We start from the raw sequence: 17,034 nt of genomic DNA on the forward strand, positions 1-17,034 counted from the left end.
TCGGATCAGCGACCGGACATCGGGAACATTAGACTCGACCGGACGCTTCGGGCCCGGCACGTCCGTACGGGCGGCAGGGCCCGGGGCCGTACGGCCCGAAGGCAGGCTGCGACAGCAAGGAGGCACGGGTGGCACTGCTGACCCGTATCAACGGACCGCGCGATCTGGACCGGCTCGGCCCCGAGCAGCTCGATCGGCTCGCCGCGGAGATCCGCACCTTCCTGGTGGAGTCCGTCGCCCGCACCGGCGGCCACCTCGGCCCCAACCTCGGCGTGGTGGAGCTGAGCATCGCGCTGCACCGGGTCTTCGAATCGCCCCGCGACCGGGTGCTGTGGGACACCGGCCACCAGTCGTACGTGCACAAGCTGCTCACCGGCCGCCGGGACTTCGGCAAGCTCAAGAAGAAGGGCGGCCTGTCCGGCTACCCCTCGCGGGCCGAGTCCGAGCACGACGTGATCGAGAACAGCCACGCCTCCACGGTGCTCGGCTGGGCCGACGGCCTGGCCAAGGCCAACGAGGTGCGGGGCCGGGACGCCGCCGTCGTCGCGGTCATCGGGGACGGGGCGCTGACCGGCGGCATGGCCTGGGAGGCGCTGAACAACATCGCCGCCGCGCAGGACCGCCCGCTCGTCATCGTCGTCAACGACAACGAACGCTCGTACGCCCCGACCATCGGCGGCCTCGCCGACCACCTCGCCACCCTGCGCACCACCGACGGCTACGAGCGCTTCCTCGCCCGCGGCAAGGAGCTGCTGGACCGTACGCCCGTCGTCGGCAAGCCGCTCTACGAGACCCTGCACGGCGCCAAGAAGGGCCTGAAGGACTTCATCGCGCCGCAGGGCATGTTCGAGGACCTGGGGCTGAAGTACGTCGGCCCGATCGACGGGCACGACATCGCCGCCGTCGAGTCCGCGCTCCAGCGCGCCCGCCGCTTCGGCGGGCCCGTCATCGTGCACTGCCTGACCGAGAAGGGCCGCGGCTATCTGCCGGCGCGCCAGGACGAGGCCGACCAGTTCCACCAGGTCGGCGTCATCCACCCGGACACCGGGCTGCCGGTGGCCGCCGGCGGCGCCGACTGGACCTCCGTCTTCGCCGACGAGATGGTGCGGATCGGCCGCGAGCGCGACGACGTCGTGGGGATCACGGCGGCGATGATGCGCCCCGTGGGCCTCCAGAAGTTCGCCGACGCCTTCCCCGACCGGGTCTACGACGTGGGCATCGCCGAGCAGCACGCCGCGGTCTCCGCCGCCGGCCTGGCCACCGGCGGGCTGCACCCGGTCTTCGCCGTCTACGCCACGTTCCTCAACCGGGCGTTCGACCAGGTGCTCATGGACGTCGCGCTGCACCGCTGCGGCGTGACGTTCGTCCTGGACCGGGCCGGCGTCACCGGCAGCGACGGCGCGTCCCACAACGGCATGTGGGACATGTCGATCCTCCAGGTCGTCCCGGGCCTCAGGATCGCCGCGCCGCGCGACGCCGACCAGGTACGCGCCCAACTGCGCGAGGCCGTCGCCGTGGACGACGCCCCGACCGTCGTGCGCTACTCCAAGGGCGCCGTCGGCCCCGCGGTCCCCGCGGTGGGCCGGATCGGCGGCATGGACGTCCTCCGCGAGCCGGCCGGCACCGAGGGCGCGGAGCGCCCCGACGTGCTGCTGGTCTCCGTCGGCGCGCTGGCGCCGATGTGCCTGGAGGTCGCCGGGCTGCTCGACAAGCAGGGCATCACGACGACGGTCGTCGACCCGCGCTGGGTCAAGCCCGTCGACGAGGCGCTGCCGGCGCTCGCCGAGCGGCACCGCGTGGTCGTCACCGTCGAGGACAACATCCGCACCGGCGGCGTCGGCGCCGCCGTCGCGCAGGCGCTCCGCGACGCGGACGTCGACACCCCGCTGCGCGACTTCGGCATCCCGGAGCGGTTCCTCGACCACGCCTCCCGCAAGGAGGTGCTGGCGGACATCGGCCTGACCGCCCCGGACATCGCCCGCCAGGTCACCGGCCTGGTCGCCCGGCTCGACCGGCGCGCGGGCGAGGACATCGCCCGCGACGCGGGCGCGACGCGGGTGGCGGAGGCCGCCGACGAGATCGCCCGGGACTAGGCGACCCGGGAGCATCACCTACGGGCCGGCGGCGGCCCGGACTCCCCGGCCGCGCCGAGGAGCCGGGGCCGCCGCCGCGCTCGCACGCGGCGGGGCGGGCGTCGGACCGGGGCGTCGGACCGGGCGTCAGGCCCGCCGTCAGACCGGCCGTACCGTACGCGGGCCCGCCGTGGCCGCGCCGTGGCGGTGGACGCGCTCGCGCAGGGCGCGGTCCGCCGTGACCACCAGGACGCGCCGGTCCGGGTCGCGCTCCGCCGCCTCGGCGACGACCGCGACGATCCGGTCGTCCCCGCTGCCGTCCGCAGCGACGACCCGTACCCCCGGCACCTCCGTCACGCCGCGGGCCGCGCCCTCCACGACGAGCACCACCTCCACCGGCCCCGGCAGCCCCGCCACGCCCGTCTCGGCGTACGGCACGAGCCCGTCGCGCAGCCGCTCCGCCGCGCCGCGGCGGTCGCGCCACCAGCCGTCGGGGACCGACCCGACGACGTTGGCGGCGTCCACGACGAGCAGGGGGAGGGGCGGTGCGTCCATGCCGCCCAGCCTCCCATGCCCGTACGACACGCCCGTACGACAGCGCCGTGCCCCGGCCGCCGTCGGCGGCCGGGGCACGGGCGAGAGCAGGTCTGCTCCGGGCAGGTCCGCTCGGGGCAGGTCTGTTCCGCGGCGGTCTACTCCGGGACGCTCGCCACGCCCGGCCGAAGGAACCGGCGGCCGGTCACGCGCTCGCTGACGCCCGCCCGGTCCAGGTACGGCGTGATGCCGCCCAGGTGGAACGGCCAGCCCGCGCCGGTGATCAGGCACAGGTCGACGTCCTCGGCCTCCGCCACGACGCCCTCGTCCAGCATCAGCCGGATCTCCTCGGCGATGGCGTCCAGCGCCCGGTCGCGTACCTGCTCCTCGGTCAGCACCGTGTCGCCGACCTGGAAGAGCGCCGCCACCTCCGGGTCCAGCTCCGGCTTGCCGGAGTCGTGGACGTACAGCGTCCGCTTGCCCGCCGCCACGATCCGGTCCAGGTTCGCCGACTGCGCGAAGCGGTCCGGGAACGCCGCGGCGAGGGTCCCCGCGACGTGGTGGGCGACCGCGGGGCCGACCAGGTCCAGCAGCACGATCGGCGACATCGGCAGCCCCAGCGGCGCCAGCGCCCCGTCCGCGACCTCCACCGGCGTGCCCTCGTCCACGGCGCCCAGCACCTCGCCCATGAAGCGGGTCAGGATGCGGTTGACGACGAACGCCGGGGCGTCCTTGACCAGCACGGCCGACTTCTTCAGCTTCCTGGCCACGGCGAACGCCGTGGCCAGCGAGGCGTCGTCGGTGCGCTCGGCGCGGACGATCTCCAGCAGCGGCAGGATCGCCACGGGGTTGAAGAAGTGGAAGCCGACGACCCGCTCGGGGTGCTTCAGCCCGGCCGCCATCTCCGTGACCGACAGGGACGAGGTGTTCGTCGCGAGGATCGCCTCCGCCGGGACGACCTCCTCCAGCTCGGCGAAGATCCGCTGCTTGAGGGAGAGTTCCTCGAAGACCGCCTCGATGACGAAGTCGGCGTCGGCGAACGCCGCGGCCTTGTCCAGCGAGCCGGTGACCAGCGCCTTGAGCCGGTTGGCCGCGTCCTGGTTCACCCGGCCCTTGAGCAGCAGCATGTCGACCTGCTCGTGGACCCAGCCCACGCCCTTGTCGATGCGCTCCTGGTCGATGTCCGTGAGCACGACGGGCACTTCGAGCCGGCGGGCGAAGAGCAGCGCCAGTTGCGAGGCCATCAGCCCGGCGCCGACGACGCCGACCTTCGTGACCGGCCGGGCGAGGCTCTTGTCCGGCGCCCCGGCGGGCCGCTTGGCGCGCCGCTGCACGAGGTTGAAGGCGTAGATGCCGGCCCGCAGCTCGCCGCCCATGATCAGGTCGGCCAGCGCCTCGTCCTCGGCCGCGAAGCCCTGCCGCAGGTCGCCGTTCTTCGCCGCGGCCATGATGTCCAGCGCCCGGTACGCCGCGGGGGCGGCGCCGTGCACCTTGTCGTCGGCGACGGACCGGCCACGCTCGACGGCGGCGTCCCATGCCTCGCCGCGGTCGATGTCCGGGCGTACGACCTCCAGTTCGCCGCCGAGGACGGCGGCGGTCCAGGCGAGGGACTGCTCCAGGAAGTCGGCGCCCTCGAAGATGGCGTCCGCGATGCCCAGTTCGTAGACCTGCTTGCCCTTGAGCTGCCGGTTCTGGTTGAGGGAGTTCTCGATCACGACGGTGACCGCGCGGTCCGCGCCGATCAGGTTCGGCAGCAGCGTGCAGCCGCCCCAGCCCGGCACCAGCCCCAGGAAGACCTCCGGCAGCGAGAACGCGGGCACGGCGGTGGAGACGGTGCGGTACGTGCAGTGCAGGCCGACCTCGACGCCGCCGCCCATCGCCGCGCCGTTGTAGTACGCGAACGTCGGCACGCCGAGCGCGGACAGCCGCTTGAACACCTCGTGACCGCCGCGGCCGATGGCCAGCGCCTCGTCGCGGTGCCGGAGCACCTCGACGCCCTTGAGGTCCGCGCCGACGGCGAAGATGAACGGCTTGCCGGTGACGCCGACGCCCACGATGTCGCCGTCCGCGGCCTCCTTCGCGACCTGGTCGAGCGCGGCGTCGAGGCGCGCGAGCGACTGCGGGCCGAAGGTGGTCGGCTTGGTGTGGTCGAAGCCGTTGTCCAGGGTGATCAGCGCGAACCGGCCCGCGCCCCCGGGCAGGTCGAGGTGGCGTACGTGCGCCTCGGTGACGACCTCGTCGGGGAACAGCTCGGCGGCGTCCCTGAGAAGTTCCACGGTGCTGCTGCTCACTTGCCTGCCCCTTCGAAGTGCGGGTTCTCCCAGATGACCGTGCCGCCCATGCCGAAGCCGACGCACATGGTGGTGATGCCGTACCGCACCTGCGGCTGCTCCTCGAACTGCCGCGCCAACTGCGTCATCAGCCGCACGCCGGAGGACGCCAGCGGGTGGCCGAAGGCGATGGCGCCGCCGTACTGGTTGACGCGGGCGTCGTCGTCGGCGATGCCGAAGTGGTCGAGGAACGCCAGCACCTGCACGGCGAACGCCTCGTTGATCTCGAACAGGCCGATGTCGGAGATGCCGAGGCCCGCCTTGGCGAGCGCCTTCTCGGTGGACGGCACCGGGCCGATGCCCATCACCTCGGGCTCCACACCGGCGAAGGCGAACGACACCAGCCGCATCTTCACCGGCAGCCCGGCCTCCCGCGCCACGTCCTCGGCGGCGATGAGGGAGGCGGTGGCGCCGTCGTTGAGCCCGGCGGAGTTGCCGGCGGTGATCCGGCCGTGGGCGCGGAAGGGGGTCTTCAGCGTCGCCAGGTTCGCCAGCGTGGTGCCGGGGCGCATCGGCTCGTCCCGGGTGGCCAGGCCCCAGCCGGTCTCGCCGGCCGCGCCCGCGGCGGAGCCGCCGTCGGGTGCGGTGGTACGGCGGACGGAGACGGGCACCAGGTCCGCCTGGATCCGCCCGTTCGCGTACGCCTTGGCGGCCTTCTCCTGCGAGTGCACCGCGTACTCGTCGGCGCGGGCCTTGGTCAGGTGCGGGAAGCGGTCGTGCAGGTTCTCCGCGGTCATGCCCATGAACAGCGCGGACTCGTCCACGAGCTTCTCGGAGACGAACCGCGGGTTGGGGTCCACGGCCTCGCCCATCGGGTGCCGCCCCATGTGCTCCACGCCGCCGGCGACGGCGATGTCGTACGCGCCGAAGGCGGTGGAGGCGGCGGTCGTCGTCACGGCGGTCATGGCGCCGGCGCACATCCGGTCGATGGAGTACCCGGGCACCGTGGGCGGCAGGCCGGCGAGGATGCCGGCGGTGCGGCCGATGGTCAGGCCCTGGTCGCCGATCTGGGTGGTGGCGGCGACGGCGACCTCGTCGACGGCGGCGGGTTCGAGGGCGGGGTTGCGGCGCAGCAGTTCGCGGATGCACTTGACGACGAGGTCGTCGGCGCGGGTCTCGTGGTAGATGCCCTTCGGGCCCGCCTTGCCGAACGGGGTGCGGACGCCGTCGACGAAGACGACGTCCCTTGCGGTACGAGGCACGGGCTCTCCTCCGGAGGGGGTGCGGGTTCTCGTGGTGCCGGCCCGCCGGGGGCGGCGCGGCTCCGGGCCCATGCTACTCGCCGGTAACAGGAGGTGCCCAGGGGCCTGCCCGAAGGTGTGCCGCACACCACGGCGGGCGGCGGGCCGAAGCCGGAGCGCGGGGGCGGCGCGGCACCCGGAGGGGGGCGGCGCGGGGCGCGCGTGCGGCGCCTTGCGAGGGGCCGGCCGGGCGGGCCGGTGCGCCACGGCTTCGCGGGGCGCGTGGCCCGCTCGGCGTGCCTGCCGCCCGCGGTCGGCGGGCCCCCGGTGCGCCGGGGGGTTCGCCGGAGCCGTGGCTCGGGCCGGCCCGGCAGCTTGCGTATGCGGCCACCGGCCACCGGCCACCGGCCACCGGCCACCGGCCGCCGCGCCGCGGCTGCGCCGGTGCGCGGGCCGGCTCCGGGTCGTACGGCAGGCTTCGCAGGCGCCGCTCAGTCCTGGACCGCCGCCGTGAGGAGGGGGGTGACCTGCTCGATCTGCCAGGGGCGGGCGCCCAGGCGGGTCAGGGCCGCCGCCACCGACTCCTCGGTGGCGTCCTTCGGCGGCTCCCAGCAGACGCGGCGCACCGTGTCCGGCGCGATCAGGTTCTCCTGCGGCAGCCCCAGCTCCTCCGCGCGCGCCGTCACCGACGCCCGCGCCGCCGACAGCCGCGCGGCGGCGGCCGGGTCCTTGTCCGCCCACGCGCGCGGCGGCGGCGGGCCGTTCAGCGGCAGCCCCGGCTGCGGCAGCTCGGCCTCCGGCAGCGCGCGGGCGCGCTCCACCGCGGCGAGCCACTGCTCCAACTGCCGCCGGCCCATGCGGTGCCCGAAGCCGGGCAGCGCGGCCAGCGCACGCGTGGACGTCGGCATCGCGAGCGCCGCCTCCACGATGGCGGTGTCCGCGAGCACCTTGCCCGGCGAGATGTCGCGCCGCTGCGCGATGTGGTCCCGGGTCGTCCACAGCTCCCGTACGGTGCCGAGCTGGCGCCGGCGCCGCACCTTGTGCATGCCCGACGTACGCCGCCAGGGGTCCCGGCGGGGCTCCGGCGGCGGCGCCGCGGCGATCGCCGCGAACTCCTCCTGGGCCCACCGCAGCTTCCCCTGCGCCGTCAGCTCCTCGACCAGGGCGTCCCGCAGGTCCACGAGCAGCTCGACGTCGAGCGCCGCGTAGCGCAGCCAGGGCTCGGGCAGCGGCCGGGTGGACCAGTCCACGGCGGAGTGGCCCTTCTCCAGCGCGTACCCGAGGACGTTCTCGACCATCGCGCCGAGCCCGACGCGGGGGAAGCCGGCGAGCCGGCCGGCCAGCTCCGTGTCGAACAGCGCGCCCGGGTGCATGCCTATCTCGCCGAGGCACGGCAGATCCTGGGTGGCGGCGTGCAGAACCCATTCCGCATCGCCGATCGCCGCCGCGAGGCCGGAGAGGTCCGGACAGGCCACCGGATCGATCAGCGCCGTGCCCGCGCCCTCCCGCCGCAACTGCACGAGGTACGCCCGCTGCCCGTAGCGGTAGCCGCTGGCGCGCTCCGCGTCGATGGCGACCGGGCCGCGACCCGCGGCGAACGCCCGGACGACCGCGTCGAGCGCCTCGGGGTCCGCGGTGACGGGCGGGATGCCCTCGCGGGGCTCCAGAAGGGGGACCGGCGCCGGTCCGGAGGTCGATGCTCCGGGTGCGGGGAGTCTGTCCTCTGCTGCGGTCTCTTGGGCGTCGGTCACGTGTCAAGGGTATCTGTGAGTCGTGCACGACAGCGCCCGTCGACCGAACGTTACGTCGACGGGCGCTGCGCGGATGCCGGTAGAGGGCCCGTCACCGGGCCGGGGTCAGTGGATGATGCCGGTGCGCAGCGCCACCGCCACCATGCCGGCGCGGTCGCCCGTGCCGAGCTTGCGCGCGATGCGGGCGAGGTGGCTTTTGACGGTCAGTGCGGACAGTCCCATCGAGACGCCGATGGCCTTGTTCGACTGGCCCTCCGCCACCAGCCGCAGCACCTCGACCTCGCGGCCGGACAGCTCGCGGTAGCCGCCGGGGTGTCCGGGCGGTCCGGAGTTGCCGCCGGCGCCGGGGGAGCCCGGTGGACGGCGGTGGTGCAGCCGGCCGGCGGCGGCGCCGATGTGCGCCGCGTTGGGGCGGGTGGGCAGGCCCATGCCGGTGCGGGTGCCGGTGACGACGTAGCCGCGGACGCCGCCCGCGAGGGCGTTGCGTACGGCGCCGATGTCGTCGGCGGCGGAGAGCGCGAGGCCGTTGGGCCAGCCCGCGGAGCGCGCTTCGGAGAGGAGGGTGAGGCCGGAGCCGTCGGGCAGGTGGACGTCGGCGACGCAGATGTCGCGGGGGTTGGCGATCCGGGGGCGGGCCTCCGCGATGGACGACGCCTCGATCACGTCGCGCACGCCCAGCGCCCACAGGTGGCGGGTGACGGTCGAGCGCACGCGGGGGTCGGCCACGACGACCATGGCCGTCGGCTTGTTGGGGCGGTAGGCGACCAGGCTTGTGGGTTGCTCGAGGAGAACAGACACCAGGTCCCTCCAGACGGTGTGCGGGGACGGGGCCGGCTGGGAGAGCCGGGACGTTCCGTGTCGCGTACGGAAGGTCTCTCACGTCTTCGGCACGAGCCTCGAAAGGCTTTAGGCAATGATCACGAATTAGTGAGTAAAAAACGGACAATTCGGATGGGCGATCGACTGCGCGGCGATCAGCGCCGGCGCGGGCCGCCCCGGCGCTGCGGCATCGGCACGATCGGCGCGGCGTCCGGCTCCGGCGCCGCCGGCGCCGCGGCCGACGGCGGCAGCCCCGCGCACTGGCACAGCATCTCCACCCACGCCGCCAGGTGCGCCGCCGCGTCCGGGGCGCCGTCCCCGGCCGCGCGCGACGGCTGCGGCGTCCAGGACGCCCGGATCTCGATCTTCGTGGTCGTGTCGCGCTCAGCCAGCCCGCCGAAGTGGTGCGAGGACGCGCGCGTCACCGTGCCGCTGGGCTCGCCGTAGCCCAGTCCGCGGGTGTCCAGCGCGCCGGTCAGCCAGGACCAGCACACCTCCGGCAGCAGCGGGTCCGCGGCCATCTCCGGCTCCAGCTCCGCGCGCAGCAGCGTGACGAAGCGGAACGTACCGCGCCAGGTGTCCTGCCCGTCCGGGTCGTGCAGCAGGACCAGCCGGCCGTCGGCCGGCTCGACGTCCTCCGCGGCCCCCTCCTCGATGTCCGCCTCCAGGGCGTACGCGAACGGGGCGATGCCCCGCGGCGCACGCGTCTGCTGGAGCGCCACCTCGGGGCGTACCGCAGCGGAGCCGAGGGCCTCGACGGCCTTCCGGAACGGGGGTGGCAGGGCTCCGCCCGCCCCCTGGCCGTCCGGGCGTCCATCGGGTTCGTCGACGAGGTGTCCAGGAGCCGCAACCATGCCCGGAAGACTAGGGGGCGCGACGTGCAGAAGCGCTGCGGGACACCCGGGTGGCCGGATCTCGACTCCCTCGCCCGTGCGAAGATGCGGGGGTGAGTGCCGACAGCGCCCCCAGCCCCCCCGCCCCGTCCGCCGCCGGTGCCGCCCCCGCGGCCCCGGCCCTCGCGGGACCGGCCGCCGACTCCGCGTTCCTGCGCGCGTGCCGGCGCGAGCCCGTGCCGCACACCCCCGTGTGGTTCATGCGCCAGGCGGGCCGCTCGCTGCCCGAGTACCGGCGGCTGCGCGAGGGCATCGGCATGCTCGACTCGTGCCGGCGGGCCGACCTCGTCACCGAGATCACGCTCCAGCCCGTACGCCGGCACGGCGTGGACGCCGCGATCCTCTTCAGCGACATCGTCGTGCCGCTCAAGGCCATCGGCGTCGACCTCGACATCAAGCCCGGCGTCGGGCCCGTCGTCGCCCAGCCGGTCCGCAGCCGCGCGGACCTGGCGCAACTGCGCCCGCTGGAGCCCGACGACGTGCCGTACGTGGCCGAGGCCGTGGGCCGGCTGACGGCGGAGCTGGGCGCGACGCCGCTGATCGGCTTCGCCGGGGCGCCGTTCACGCTCGCCAGCTACCTGGTCGAGGGCGGCCCGTCGCGCAACCACGAGCACACCAAGGCGATGATGTACGGCGCCCCGGAGCTGTGGGCCGAGCTGGTCGGCCGGCTCGCGGGCATCACGGCGGCGTTCCTGCGGGTGCAGATCGAGGCCGGCGCCTCCGCCGTGCAGCTCTTCGACTCCTGGGCGGGCGCGCTGGCCCCCGCCGACTACCGGCGCGCGGTGCTGCCCGCGTCGGCGGAGGTCTTCGCGGCGGTCGCCGGGTACGGCGTGCCGCGCATCCACTTCGGCGTCGGCACCGGCGAGCTGCTGACCGCGATGGGCGAGGCGGGCGCCGACGTCGTCGGCGTCGACTGGCGGGTGCCGCTGGACGAGGCGGCGCGGCGCGTCGGCCCGGGCAAGGCGCTCCAGGGCAACCTCGACCCGGCGGTCCTGTTCGCGCCGCGGCCGGCGATGGAGGACAAGGCCGGCGAGGTGCTCCGGGCGGCGGCGGGGCTGGAGGGCCACGTGTTCAACCTCGGCCACGGCGTGCTCCCGACGACGGACCCGGACGCGCTGACGCGGCTCGTGGAGTACGTGCACGAGTCCTCGGCCCGCTGACGCCGGCGCCGTACACGGTGTGAGCCCCCGGCGACCGGGGGCCGCCCCCGCACCGGGGTCACGCGGGGTGTCGCGACGGTCAACGCCCCGCTATCACGCCGGCGTTGGGAAAGATAGGTCTGGCGCCGTGTGCCCCCGATCGCGTAGAACACCGCCATGTGGGTGTGCTTCGCGCTCGTCGCCTGGGCGGCTGCGCTGCTGACGTGCGGGCGTCTGGTCCTCGTCGGTTCCGTCGCCGCGGCACAGCCCGAGCCCGAGGCGGCGCGGGTCCGCGGGGCGCGTGAGCTGACCCTGTACGAGGCCGCCTTCCTCGCCGGCGGGCCGCGGCGGGTCATCGACGTCACCCTCGTGTCGCTGGCGCGGGAGCGGCGGCTGCTGCTCGCGCACACCGGCTGGGCGACCGTCGTGGACCCCGAGGGGCGCGACCCCGTCGAGCGCGCCGTGATCGCCGCCGCCGGACCCGGCGGGCAGAGCACGATTCCGGCCATCCGCGCCACCGCCCGCTCCGCCGACGCGCTGCGCGAACTGGACGACGGCCTCGCCGCCGCCGGGCTCGCGGTGCCCTCGCCGATCCGGTCCGCCGTGCGCGCCGCGGTGCGGCACGTACGGGTCGCGGGGCTGGTGGTGCTCGGCGCCGGGACGGCCGCGCTGGCGCTGCGGGCGCCGGCGCAGGAGCCGGTCGCGGGCTGGTTCGTCCTGCCGCTGATACTGGTCTGCGGCTGCCTGGCGATAGCCCGGCTGGAGATCGGCGAGTACACCCGCTGGGCCACGCCCGACGGCCGCGGGCTGCTGGCCACCCTCGACGAGGCGGACTCGCCGCTGACCGGGCTCGCCGTGCACGGGCCGGCCGCGCTCCCCGACCCCGACATGCGCGCCGCGCTCGCGCGGTAGGCCGACGCGCCGCGACACCCCCGCCGGGGTCCTTTACATCAGCAACTCGGCCAAGAATTATCACTTTTACCCTCCTTTCTCCCTGCTCCCCGCGCCGCTGCCGAGCGGCCGTCCGTCACGCCTCGTCGCCCCGGAAGGCTCCTTCGTGAGAGCAGCAGTGCTGTACGGAATCCTCGGTTCGCTCGCTCTCACCGGCCTCGCCGCGGCCCCCGCCGCCGACGCCGCGCGGACGGGGACCGCGGTCCCGGTGTCCCGCGCGGCAGAAGGGCCGGAGGCCCGCGGGGTCGCCGTCGCCGCGGCCCGCGCCGCGAAGGCCGGCGTCGACTTCGCCCGCTGCCCGGCGGCGGAGGGGCTGCCGGCGCCCATCGAGTGCGGCACCGTCGCCGTCCCGCTGGACTACGCCCGCCCCGGCGGCCGGCAGCTCGAACTCACCGTCAGCCGCATCGGCGCCACCGGCCCGCGCGCCGAGCGGCAGGGCCGGCTCGTCTTCAACCCCGGCGGCCCCGGCGGCTCCGGCACGTACTTCCCGCTGCTGAGCCGCTCCCCGGAGTGGCGGCGGCTGGCCGAGGCGTACGACTTCGTCGGCTACGCCCCGCGCGGCGTCGAGCGCTCCGGCGCGCTGTCCTGCCAGGACCCCGACGAATTCATGAAGGCGCCGTCGAACACCTCCCCGCGCCCCTCGGAGCGCGAGAAGCGCGCCCGGATCGAGAAGGCGCGCGCGTACGCCGACGGCTGCGCCGGGATCCCCGGCCTGCGGCACTACACGTCCCTCAACAACGCCCGCGACCTCGACGTGCTGCGCGCCGCGCTCGGCGAGCGCAAGCTGACCTACCTCGGCGCCTCCTACGGCACCTACTTCGGCAGCCTGTACGCCGCCCTCTTCCCCGACCACGTGCGCCGCATGGTCTTCGACAGCCCGGTCGACCCCGACCCGCGGCAGATCTGGTACGGCAACAACCTGCGCCAGTCCGCCGCGTTCGAGGAGCGCTGGGCCGACTGGCAGCGCTGGGTCGCCAGGCACCACGACGTCTACCGCCTCGGCCGCAGCCGGTGGGAGGTGGCGGCGGCGTACGAGCGGGCCCGCGAGCTGATCGAGAAGGAGCCCGTGGCCGGGAAGGTCGGCACCGCCCAGTTGCAGGCGGGCTTCCTGCGGGCGGCGTACGCCGACGGCTACTGGGCGCCGGCCGCCACCGCGCTCGCGGACTACCTGGACGGCAGGCCCGGGACGCTGGCGGAGTTCGCCGCCGACGATCCGGAGGACAACGGGGCGGAGGAGAACGGCAACGCCGTCTACACCGCCGTCGAGTGCAACGACGCGCCCTGGCCCACCGACTGGGAGACCTGGGACCGCGACAACAGCCGGCTCGCGCGCGTGGCGCCGTTCGAGACGTGGGAGAACGCCTGGATGAACCTGCCGTGCGCGTTCTGGGCCGGGCCGCGGCAGCAGCCCCTCGACGTCCGCACCGGCGCCGGCGAGCTGCCGCCCGTGCTCCTCCTGGCCGCCGAGCGGGACGCGGCCACGCCGTACGACGGCGCGCGGGAACTCGCGCGCCGGCTGGGCGGCTCGGCGGACCTGGTGACGGAGAAGGACGCCGGGTCGCACGGGCTCGCCGGCGGCGCGAACGCCTGCGTCAACAAGCACGTCGACACGTACCTGCTGACCGGCCGCGCACCCGGCGACGTGAACTGCGCGCCGCACCCGGAGCCGAAGGCGGAGCGCGGCCGCAAGCGGTCCGTGGCGCCGGGGGCGGGCGGCCCGGCGGTCGGCTGAGGCGCCCGCCGCCGGGTTCTTCCGCGTCAGGCCAGGGAGGCGACCAGCTCCGCGACGGGCTTGCGGCGGCCGGTGTAGAACGGCACCTCCTCGCGGACGTGCAGCCGCGCCTCGGACCCGCGCAGGTGGCGCATCAGGTCCACGATGCGGTGCAGTTCGTCGGCCTCGAAGGCAAGGATCCACTCGTAGTCGCCGAGGGTGAACGACGGCACCGTGTTGGCGCGCACGTCGGGGAAGCCCCGGGCCATCTTGCCGTGGTCGGCGAGCATGCGGCGGCGGTCCTCGTCCGGCAGCAGGTACCAGTCGTAGGAGCGGACGAACGGGTACACGCTCACGTACGCGCGCGGGCTCTCGTCCGCCAGGAACGCCGGAATGTGCGACTTGTTGAACTCGGCGGGGCGGTGCAGCGCCATGTTCGACCACACCGGCGCGAGGGCGCGGCCCAGGCGGGTGCGGCGGAAGAGGTTGTACGCCTCCTGGAGCGCGTCCGAGGTCTCCGCGTGCCACCAGATCATGACGTCGGCGTCGGCGCGCAGCCCGGACACGTCGTACGTGCCGCGGACGACGACGTCCTTCGCGGCGAGCTGGTCGAACAGCTCGGTCACCTCGTCCGCGTAGCCGGCGCGGTCCTCGGGGAGGGTGTCGCGGAGCCGGAACACCGACCAGAGGGTGTAGCGGATGACCTCGTTGAGATCCTTGGCCTTCTTGCCGGCGTTCGCGGAGCGCGAGGGGGCCGCCGGGGGGGTTGCGTCACTCATGCGGCCATTGTCCCAGGGGCCCCGAGCAGCTCGTCGGCGGCCCGGTGCGCGCTCGCGACGCAGGCGGGGATGCCCACGCCGTCGTACAGCGCGCCGCACACCGCGAGCCCGGCGGGCAGCGCGCCGCGGATCCGCTCGACGCGCGCGTCGTGCCCCACCTCGTACTGCGGCAGGGCGCCGCGCCAGCGGCTGACGCGGCTCGCGACGGGGCGGGCGGCGAGCCCGGTGGCGGCGCGGAGGTCGTCGAGGGAGGCGGCGACGAGGTCGGCGTCGTCCCGTTCGAGGGTCTTGTCGTCGTCGATGCGGCCGACGGAGGTACGCAGCAGGAAGAGGCCGTCGTCGCCGGCCCAGCGCCACTTGGCGGAGGAGAACGTCGACGCCTTGATGGTCCGCCCGTCGACCGGCGGCACCAGGAAGCCGGTGCCGGCCGGCAACTGCTCCTCCGCCTCCCGGCGGGGGAGGGCGAGGGTGATCAGCGCCATCGACGCGTACCGCACGCCGTCGAACTCCGCGGCGGCGCGCGGTGCGAGGCCCCGCAGCAGCCGTGCGGCGGCCCCCGCGGGCACGGCGAGGACGACGGCGTCGGCGTCGAGGGAGCGCCCCCCGGCGACGACCCGCCAGCGGGCGGGGGCGGGATCCTTGCCGGAGCCGGAGCCGGAGCCGGAGCCGGAGCCGGAGCCGGAGCCGGAGTCCCGGCCGGAGTCGGAGTCGGGGTCGCGGTCGGCGGCGGGGGAACCCTCGCCCCGCTCCAGCGACGCGACCTCCGCGCCGAGCACGATCTCGCCGCCCGCGGCACGGACCGCGTCCGCCACCGCAGACGGCAGCCGGCCGATGCCGCCCTCGATGCCCATGAACACCGGCGCCGGCGCCGCGCCCGCGGCGGGCGCCGCGGCGGCACGGGACTGCACCGCCCGCGCCGCGCCCAGCAGCGTCCGCTCCTCGCGCAGCGCCGCGAACAACTGCGGGACCGCGGCGCGCATCGACAGCCGGTACGCGTCCCCCGCGTACACCCCGCCGAGCAGCGGCTCCACCAGCCGGTCCGTGACCTCCGCGCCCAGCCGCTCCGCGACGAACGCGCCGATCGCCACGTCCTCGCCCGGCTCCGCCGGCGGCAGCTCCGCCTCCCGGCCGGCCCGCGCCAGGCCCTCCGGCGACAGGACCTCCGCCGCCGCCAGCCGCTCCAGATCGCCGGGGACGCCCATCACCTGGCCGCCCGGCAGCGGCCGCAGCCGCCCCCGGGTCCACACCGTCGCGCCCAGGGCGGCCACCGGCTGAAGCACCCCGCCGAGCCCCACCGCGCGCGCGAGGTCCACCGCCTCCGGGCGGCGGGCCAGCAGCGCCTCCGCGCCGAGGTCGGCGGGCACACCGGCCACCTCGCCCGCGTGCAGCTTGCCGCCCAGCCGGGTCCCGGCCTCCAGCAGCGTGACCCGCGCGCCGCGGGCCAGCAGCCGGTGCGCGGCGGCGAGTCCGGCGATGCCGCCGCCGATGACGACGACCCTGGGCGCGGGTTCCGCGGGCTGTGCGCTGCTCATGGGGCCACTGTCTCAGACGGCGCCGACAGGCCCGTACGAGCCCTGCGGGAGATCGCGCGGCAATGTCTCGGGCACGACGGGCAGGCGTGCGGACGGGCCCGCCCGAGCACGGCGGGGTCCGCGTACGCGGGACGCGCCGGGCCCGGCCGCACGCCCCCTTCACGCCTCCGCCGCCCGTCTACGCGGCCCTCCTCGCCGACGCCGTGCCCCGGGCGTGGTCCGATCGTGACCCTTCCGGGACCCGCCATCCCGAACCGTTGCCCCCGCTGCTCCGTCGAACCGGCAGACATCGACACCTGGGGGGTTCGACGATGCACGCACGCAGCACGACCAGACCCGCGCTCGCCGCCGCACTGCTGGCCGCCGCGCTCGCCGTCGGCGGCTGCTCCGGCAGCGGCGACGACTCCGCGGACAGCGGCACCGCCTACGCCCGGGACGACGCCAAGGCGCAGAAGGCACCGCGCGGGGGAGCCGCGGACGGCGCCGGCGCCGGTGACTCGGACGCCGGGGAGTCCGCCGCCTCGCCCGCGCCCCGCGGCGGCGCCACCGCCGCCGACGGGATCTCGCTCGCGCCGCAGGCGCTCGTCCGCACCGCCGAGATCACCGTGCGCACCAGGGACCTGGCCGACGCCGCCGGCTCCGCCCGCGCGCTGGCCGAGGGTGCCGGCGGCTACGTCGGCGACGAGTCCACCAGCCGGGAGCCGGGCGCCCCCGCGCGCGCCCGGCTCACCCTGCGGGTGCCCGCCGAGGAGTACGACGCCGTCCTCGGTGACCTCGCCGGGCTGGGCCGGGTCGTCGACCGCGAGGTGCGGGTGAAGGACGTCACCGACGAAGTGGTGGACGTCGACAGCCGGGTGCGGTCCCAGCGCGCGAGCGTCGACCGCATCCGGGGGCTGATGAACGACGCCACGAAGCTCGGTGACGTCGTCACTCTGGAGGGCGAACTCAGCAGCCGCCAGGCCGACCTGGAAGCGCTCCTCGCCCGGCAGTCCTCGCTGGAGGAGCGCACCGCGCTCGGCACGATCACCCTGGAGCTGCGCCGGCCGGCCGCGGGGCCGCCGGAGGACGCGGACGACGGCACCGGCGTCGTGGACGCGCTGGCCGGCGGCTGGGACGCCTTCGTCACGGGGCTGCGCGGGGTGCTGATCGCGGTCTCCGCGTCGCTGCCCTTCGCCGCGCTCCTCGTCCTGCTCGTCCTGGCCTGGCGGTGGCTGCGCCGCCGGCTGCCGCGGCGCCACGTCACCCCGCCGCCCAGTCCGTATGCCGGACACCCGGCACCCCAGGGAAGCGGGCCGGAGTAACCAGACGTAGCGTGTCCCTCACGGCGGAGAAAGGGAGCGTC

The 17,034-nt window shown here is 75.6% G+C and carries 13 protein-coding genes; 5 read left to right on the forward strand and 8 right to left on the reverse strand.

Going from position 1 to position 17,034, the window contains the following annotated elements; translation table 11 throughout:
* Window positions 1-128: 128 nt before the first annotated feature.
* Window positions 129-2,093 carry a 1-deoxy-D-xylulose-5-phosphate synthase gene (gene dxs, locus QBL21_RS11240; RefSeq protein WP_407561988.1) on the forward strand — a complete coding sequence of 655 codons (1,965 nt, stop codon included), beginning with the start codon at window positions 129-131 and terminating at the stop codon, window positions 2,091-2,093.
* A gap of 138 nt (window positions 2,094-2,231) precedes the next feature.
* On the opposite strand, the gene QBL21_RS11245 is transcribed toward dxs, so the two are convergent.
* The 6 genes from QBL21_RS11245 to QBL21_RS11270 form a co-directional block, all read right to left on the reverse strand.
* Complete coding sequence (locus QBL21_RS11245; RefSeq protein ID WP_407561990.1) at window positions 2,232-2,627, reverse strand: NTP pyrophosphohydrolase; 396 nt, start codon at window positions 2,625-2,627, stop codon at window positions 2,232-2,234.
* A 137-nt stretch (window positions 2,628-2,764) separates the two neighbouring features.
* Window positions 2,765-4,897, reverse strand: coding sequence for a 3-hydroxyacyl-CoA dehydrogenase NAD-binding domain-containing protein (locus QBL21_RS11250; protein WP_407561991.1), 2,133 nt, complete (start codon window positions 4,895-4,897; stop codon window positions 2,765-2,767).
* Window positions 4,894-6,138, reverse strand: coding sequence for a thiolase family protein (locus tag QBL21_RS11255; protein ID WP_407561993.1), 1,245 nt, complete (start codon window positions 6,136-6,138; stop codon window positions 4,894-4,896). The genes QBL21_RS11250 and QBL21_RS11255 overlap by 4 nt, the downstream gene beginning before the upstream one ends.
* A gap of 470 nt (window positions 6,139-6,608) precedes the next feature.
* Entirely contained in the window at window positions 6,609-7,868 is a 1,260-nt protein-coding gene (locus QBL21_RS11260) for an HRDC domain-containing protein (protein ID WP_407561995.1), read from the reverse strand.
* A 105-nt stretch (window positions 7,869-7,973) separates the two neighbouring features.
* On the reverse strand, window positions 7,974-8,666 hold the full coding sequence (locus QBL21_RS11265) for a response regulator transcription factor (RefSeq protein WP_047018647.1): 693 nt from the start codon (window positions 8,664-8,666) through the stop codon (window positions 7,974-7,976).
* A gap of 176 nt (window positions 8,667-8,842) precedes the next feature.
* Window positions 8,843-9,541 carry a DUF3000 domain-containing protein gene (locus tag QBL21_RS11270; protein WP_407561997.1) on the reverse strand — a complete coding sequence of 233 codons (699 nt, stop codon included), beginning with the start codon at window positions 9,539-9,541 and terminating at the stop codon, window positions 8,843-8,845.
* 191 nt (window positions 9,542-9,732) lie between these two features.
* Here QBL21_RS11270 and hemE point away from each other — a divergent pair, with 191 nt between their 5' ends.
* The 3 genes from hemE (at window position 9,733) to QBL21_RS11285 (ending at window position 13,402) form a co-directional block, all read left to right on the forward strand.
* Window positions 9,733-10,740, forward strand: coding sequence for a uroporphyrinogen decarboxylase (hemE, locus tag QBL21_RS11275; protein WP_407566383.1), 1,008 nt, complete (start codon window positions 9,733-9,735; stop codon window positions 10,738-10,740).
* 156 nt (window positions 10,741-10,896) lie between these two features.
* Complete coding sequence (locus tag QBL21_RS11280) at window positions 10,897-11,631, forward strand: TIGR04222 domain-containing membrane protein (protein ID WP_407561998.1); 735 nt, start codon at window positions 10,897-10,899, stop codon at window positions 11,629-11,631.
* Window positions 11,632-11,788: 157 nt separating this feature from the next.
* Window positions 11,789-13,402 carry an alpha/beta hydrolase gene (locus QBL21_RS11285; RefSeq protein ID WP_407566384.1) on the forward strand — a complete coding sequence of 538 codons (1,614 nt, stop codon included), beginning with the start codon at window positions 11,789-11,791 and terminating at the stop codon, window positions 13,400-13,402.
* 26 nt (window positions 13,403-13,428) lie between these two features.
* On the opposite strand, the gene hemQ is transcribed toward QBL21_RS11285, so the two are convergent.
* Together hemQ and hemG are read right to left on the reverse strand one after the other, a co-directional pair.
* Window positions 13,429-14,160 (reverse strand): hydrogen peroxide-dependent heme synthase, encoded by a 732-nt coding sequence (gene hemQ / locus QBL21_RS11290; RefSeq protein ID WP_407562000.1) that lies wholly within the window; start codon window positions 14,158-14,160, stop codon window positions 13,429-13,431.
* Window positions 14,157-15,692: a protoporphyrinogen oxidase gene (gene hemG, locus QBL21_RS11295; RefSeq protein ID WP_407562002.1), complete on the reverse strand. Its 1,536-nt coding sequence runs from the start codon at window positions 15,690-15,692 to the stop codon at window positions 14,157-14,159. The genes hemQ and hemG overlap by 4 nt, the downstream gene beginning before the upstream one ends.
* Before the next feature lie 311 nt (window positions 15,693-16,003).
* On the opposite strand from hemG, the gene QBL21_RS11300 reads away from it, so the two are divergent.
* Window positions 16,004-16,993: a DUF4349 domain-containing protein gene (locus QBL21_RS11300; protein ID WP_407562004.1), complete on the forward strand. Its 990-nt coding sequence runs from the start codon at window positions 16,004-16,006 to the stop codon at window positions 16,991-16,993.
* Window positions 16,994-17,034 lie beyond the last annotated feature (41 nt).

Source organism: Streptomyces sp. 184, from assembly GCF_045781775.1.
Taxonomy (GTDB): domain Bacteria; phylum Actinomycetota; class Actinomycetes; order Streptomycetales; family Streptomycetaceae; genus Streptomyces.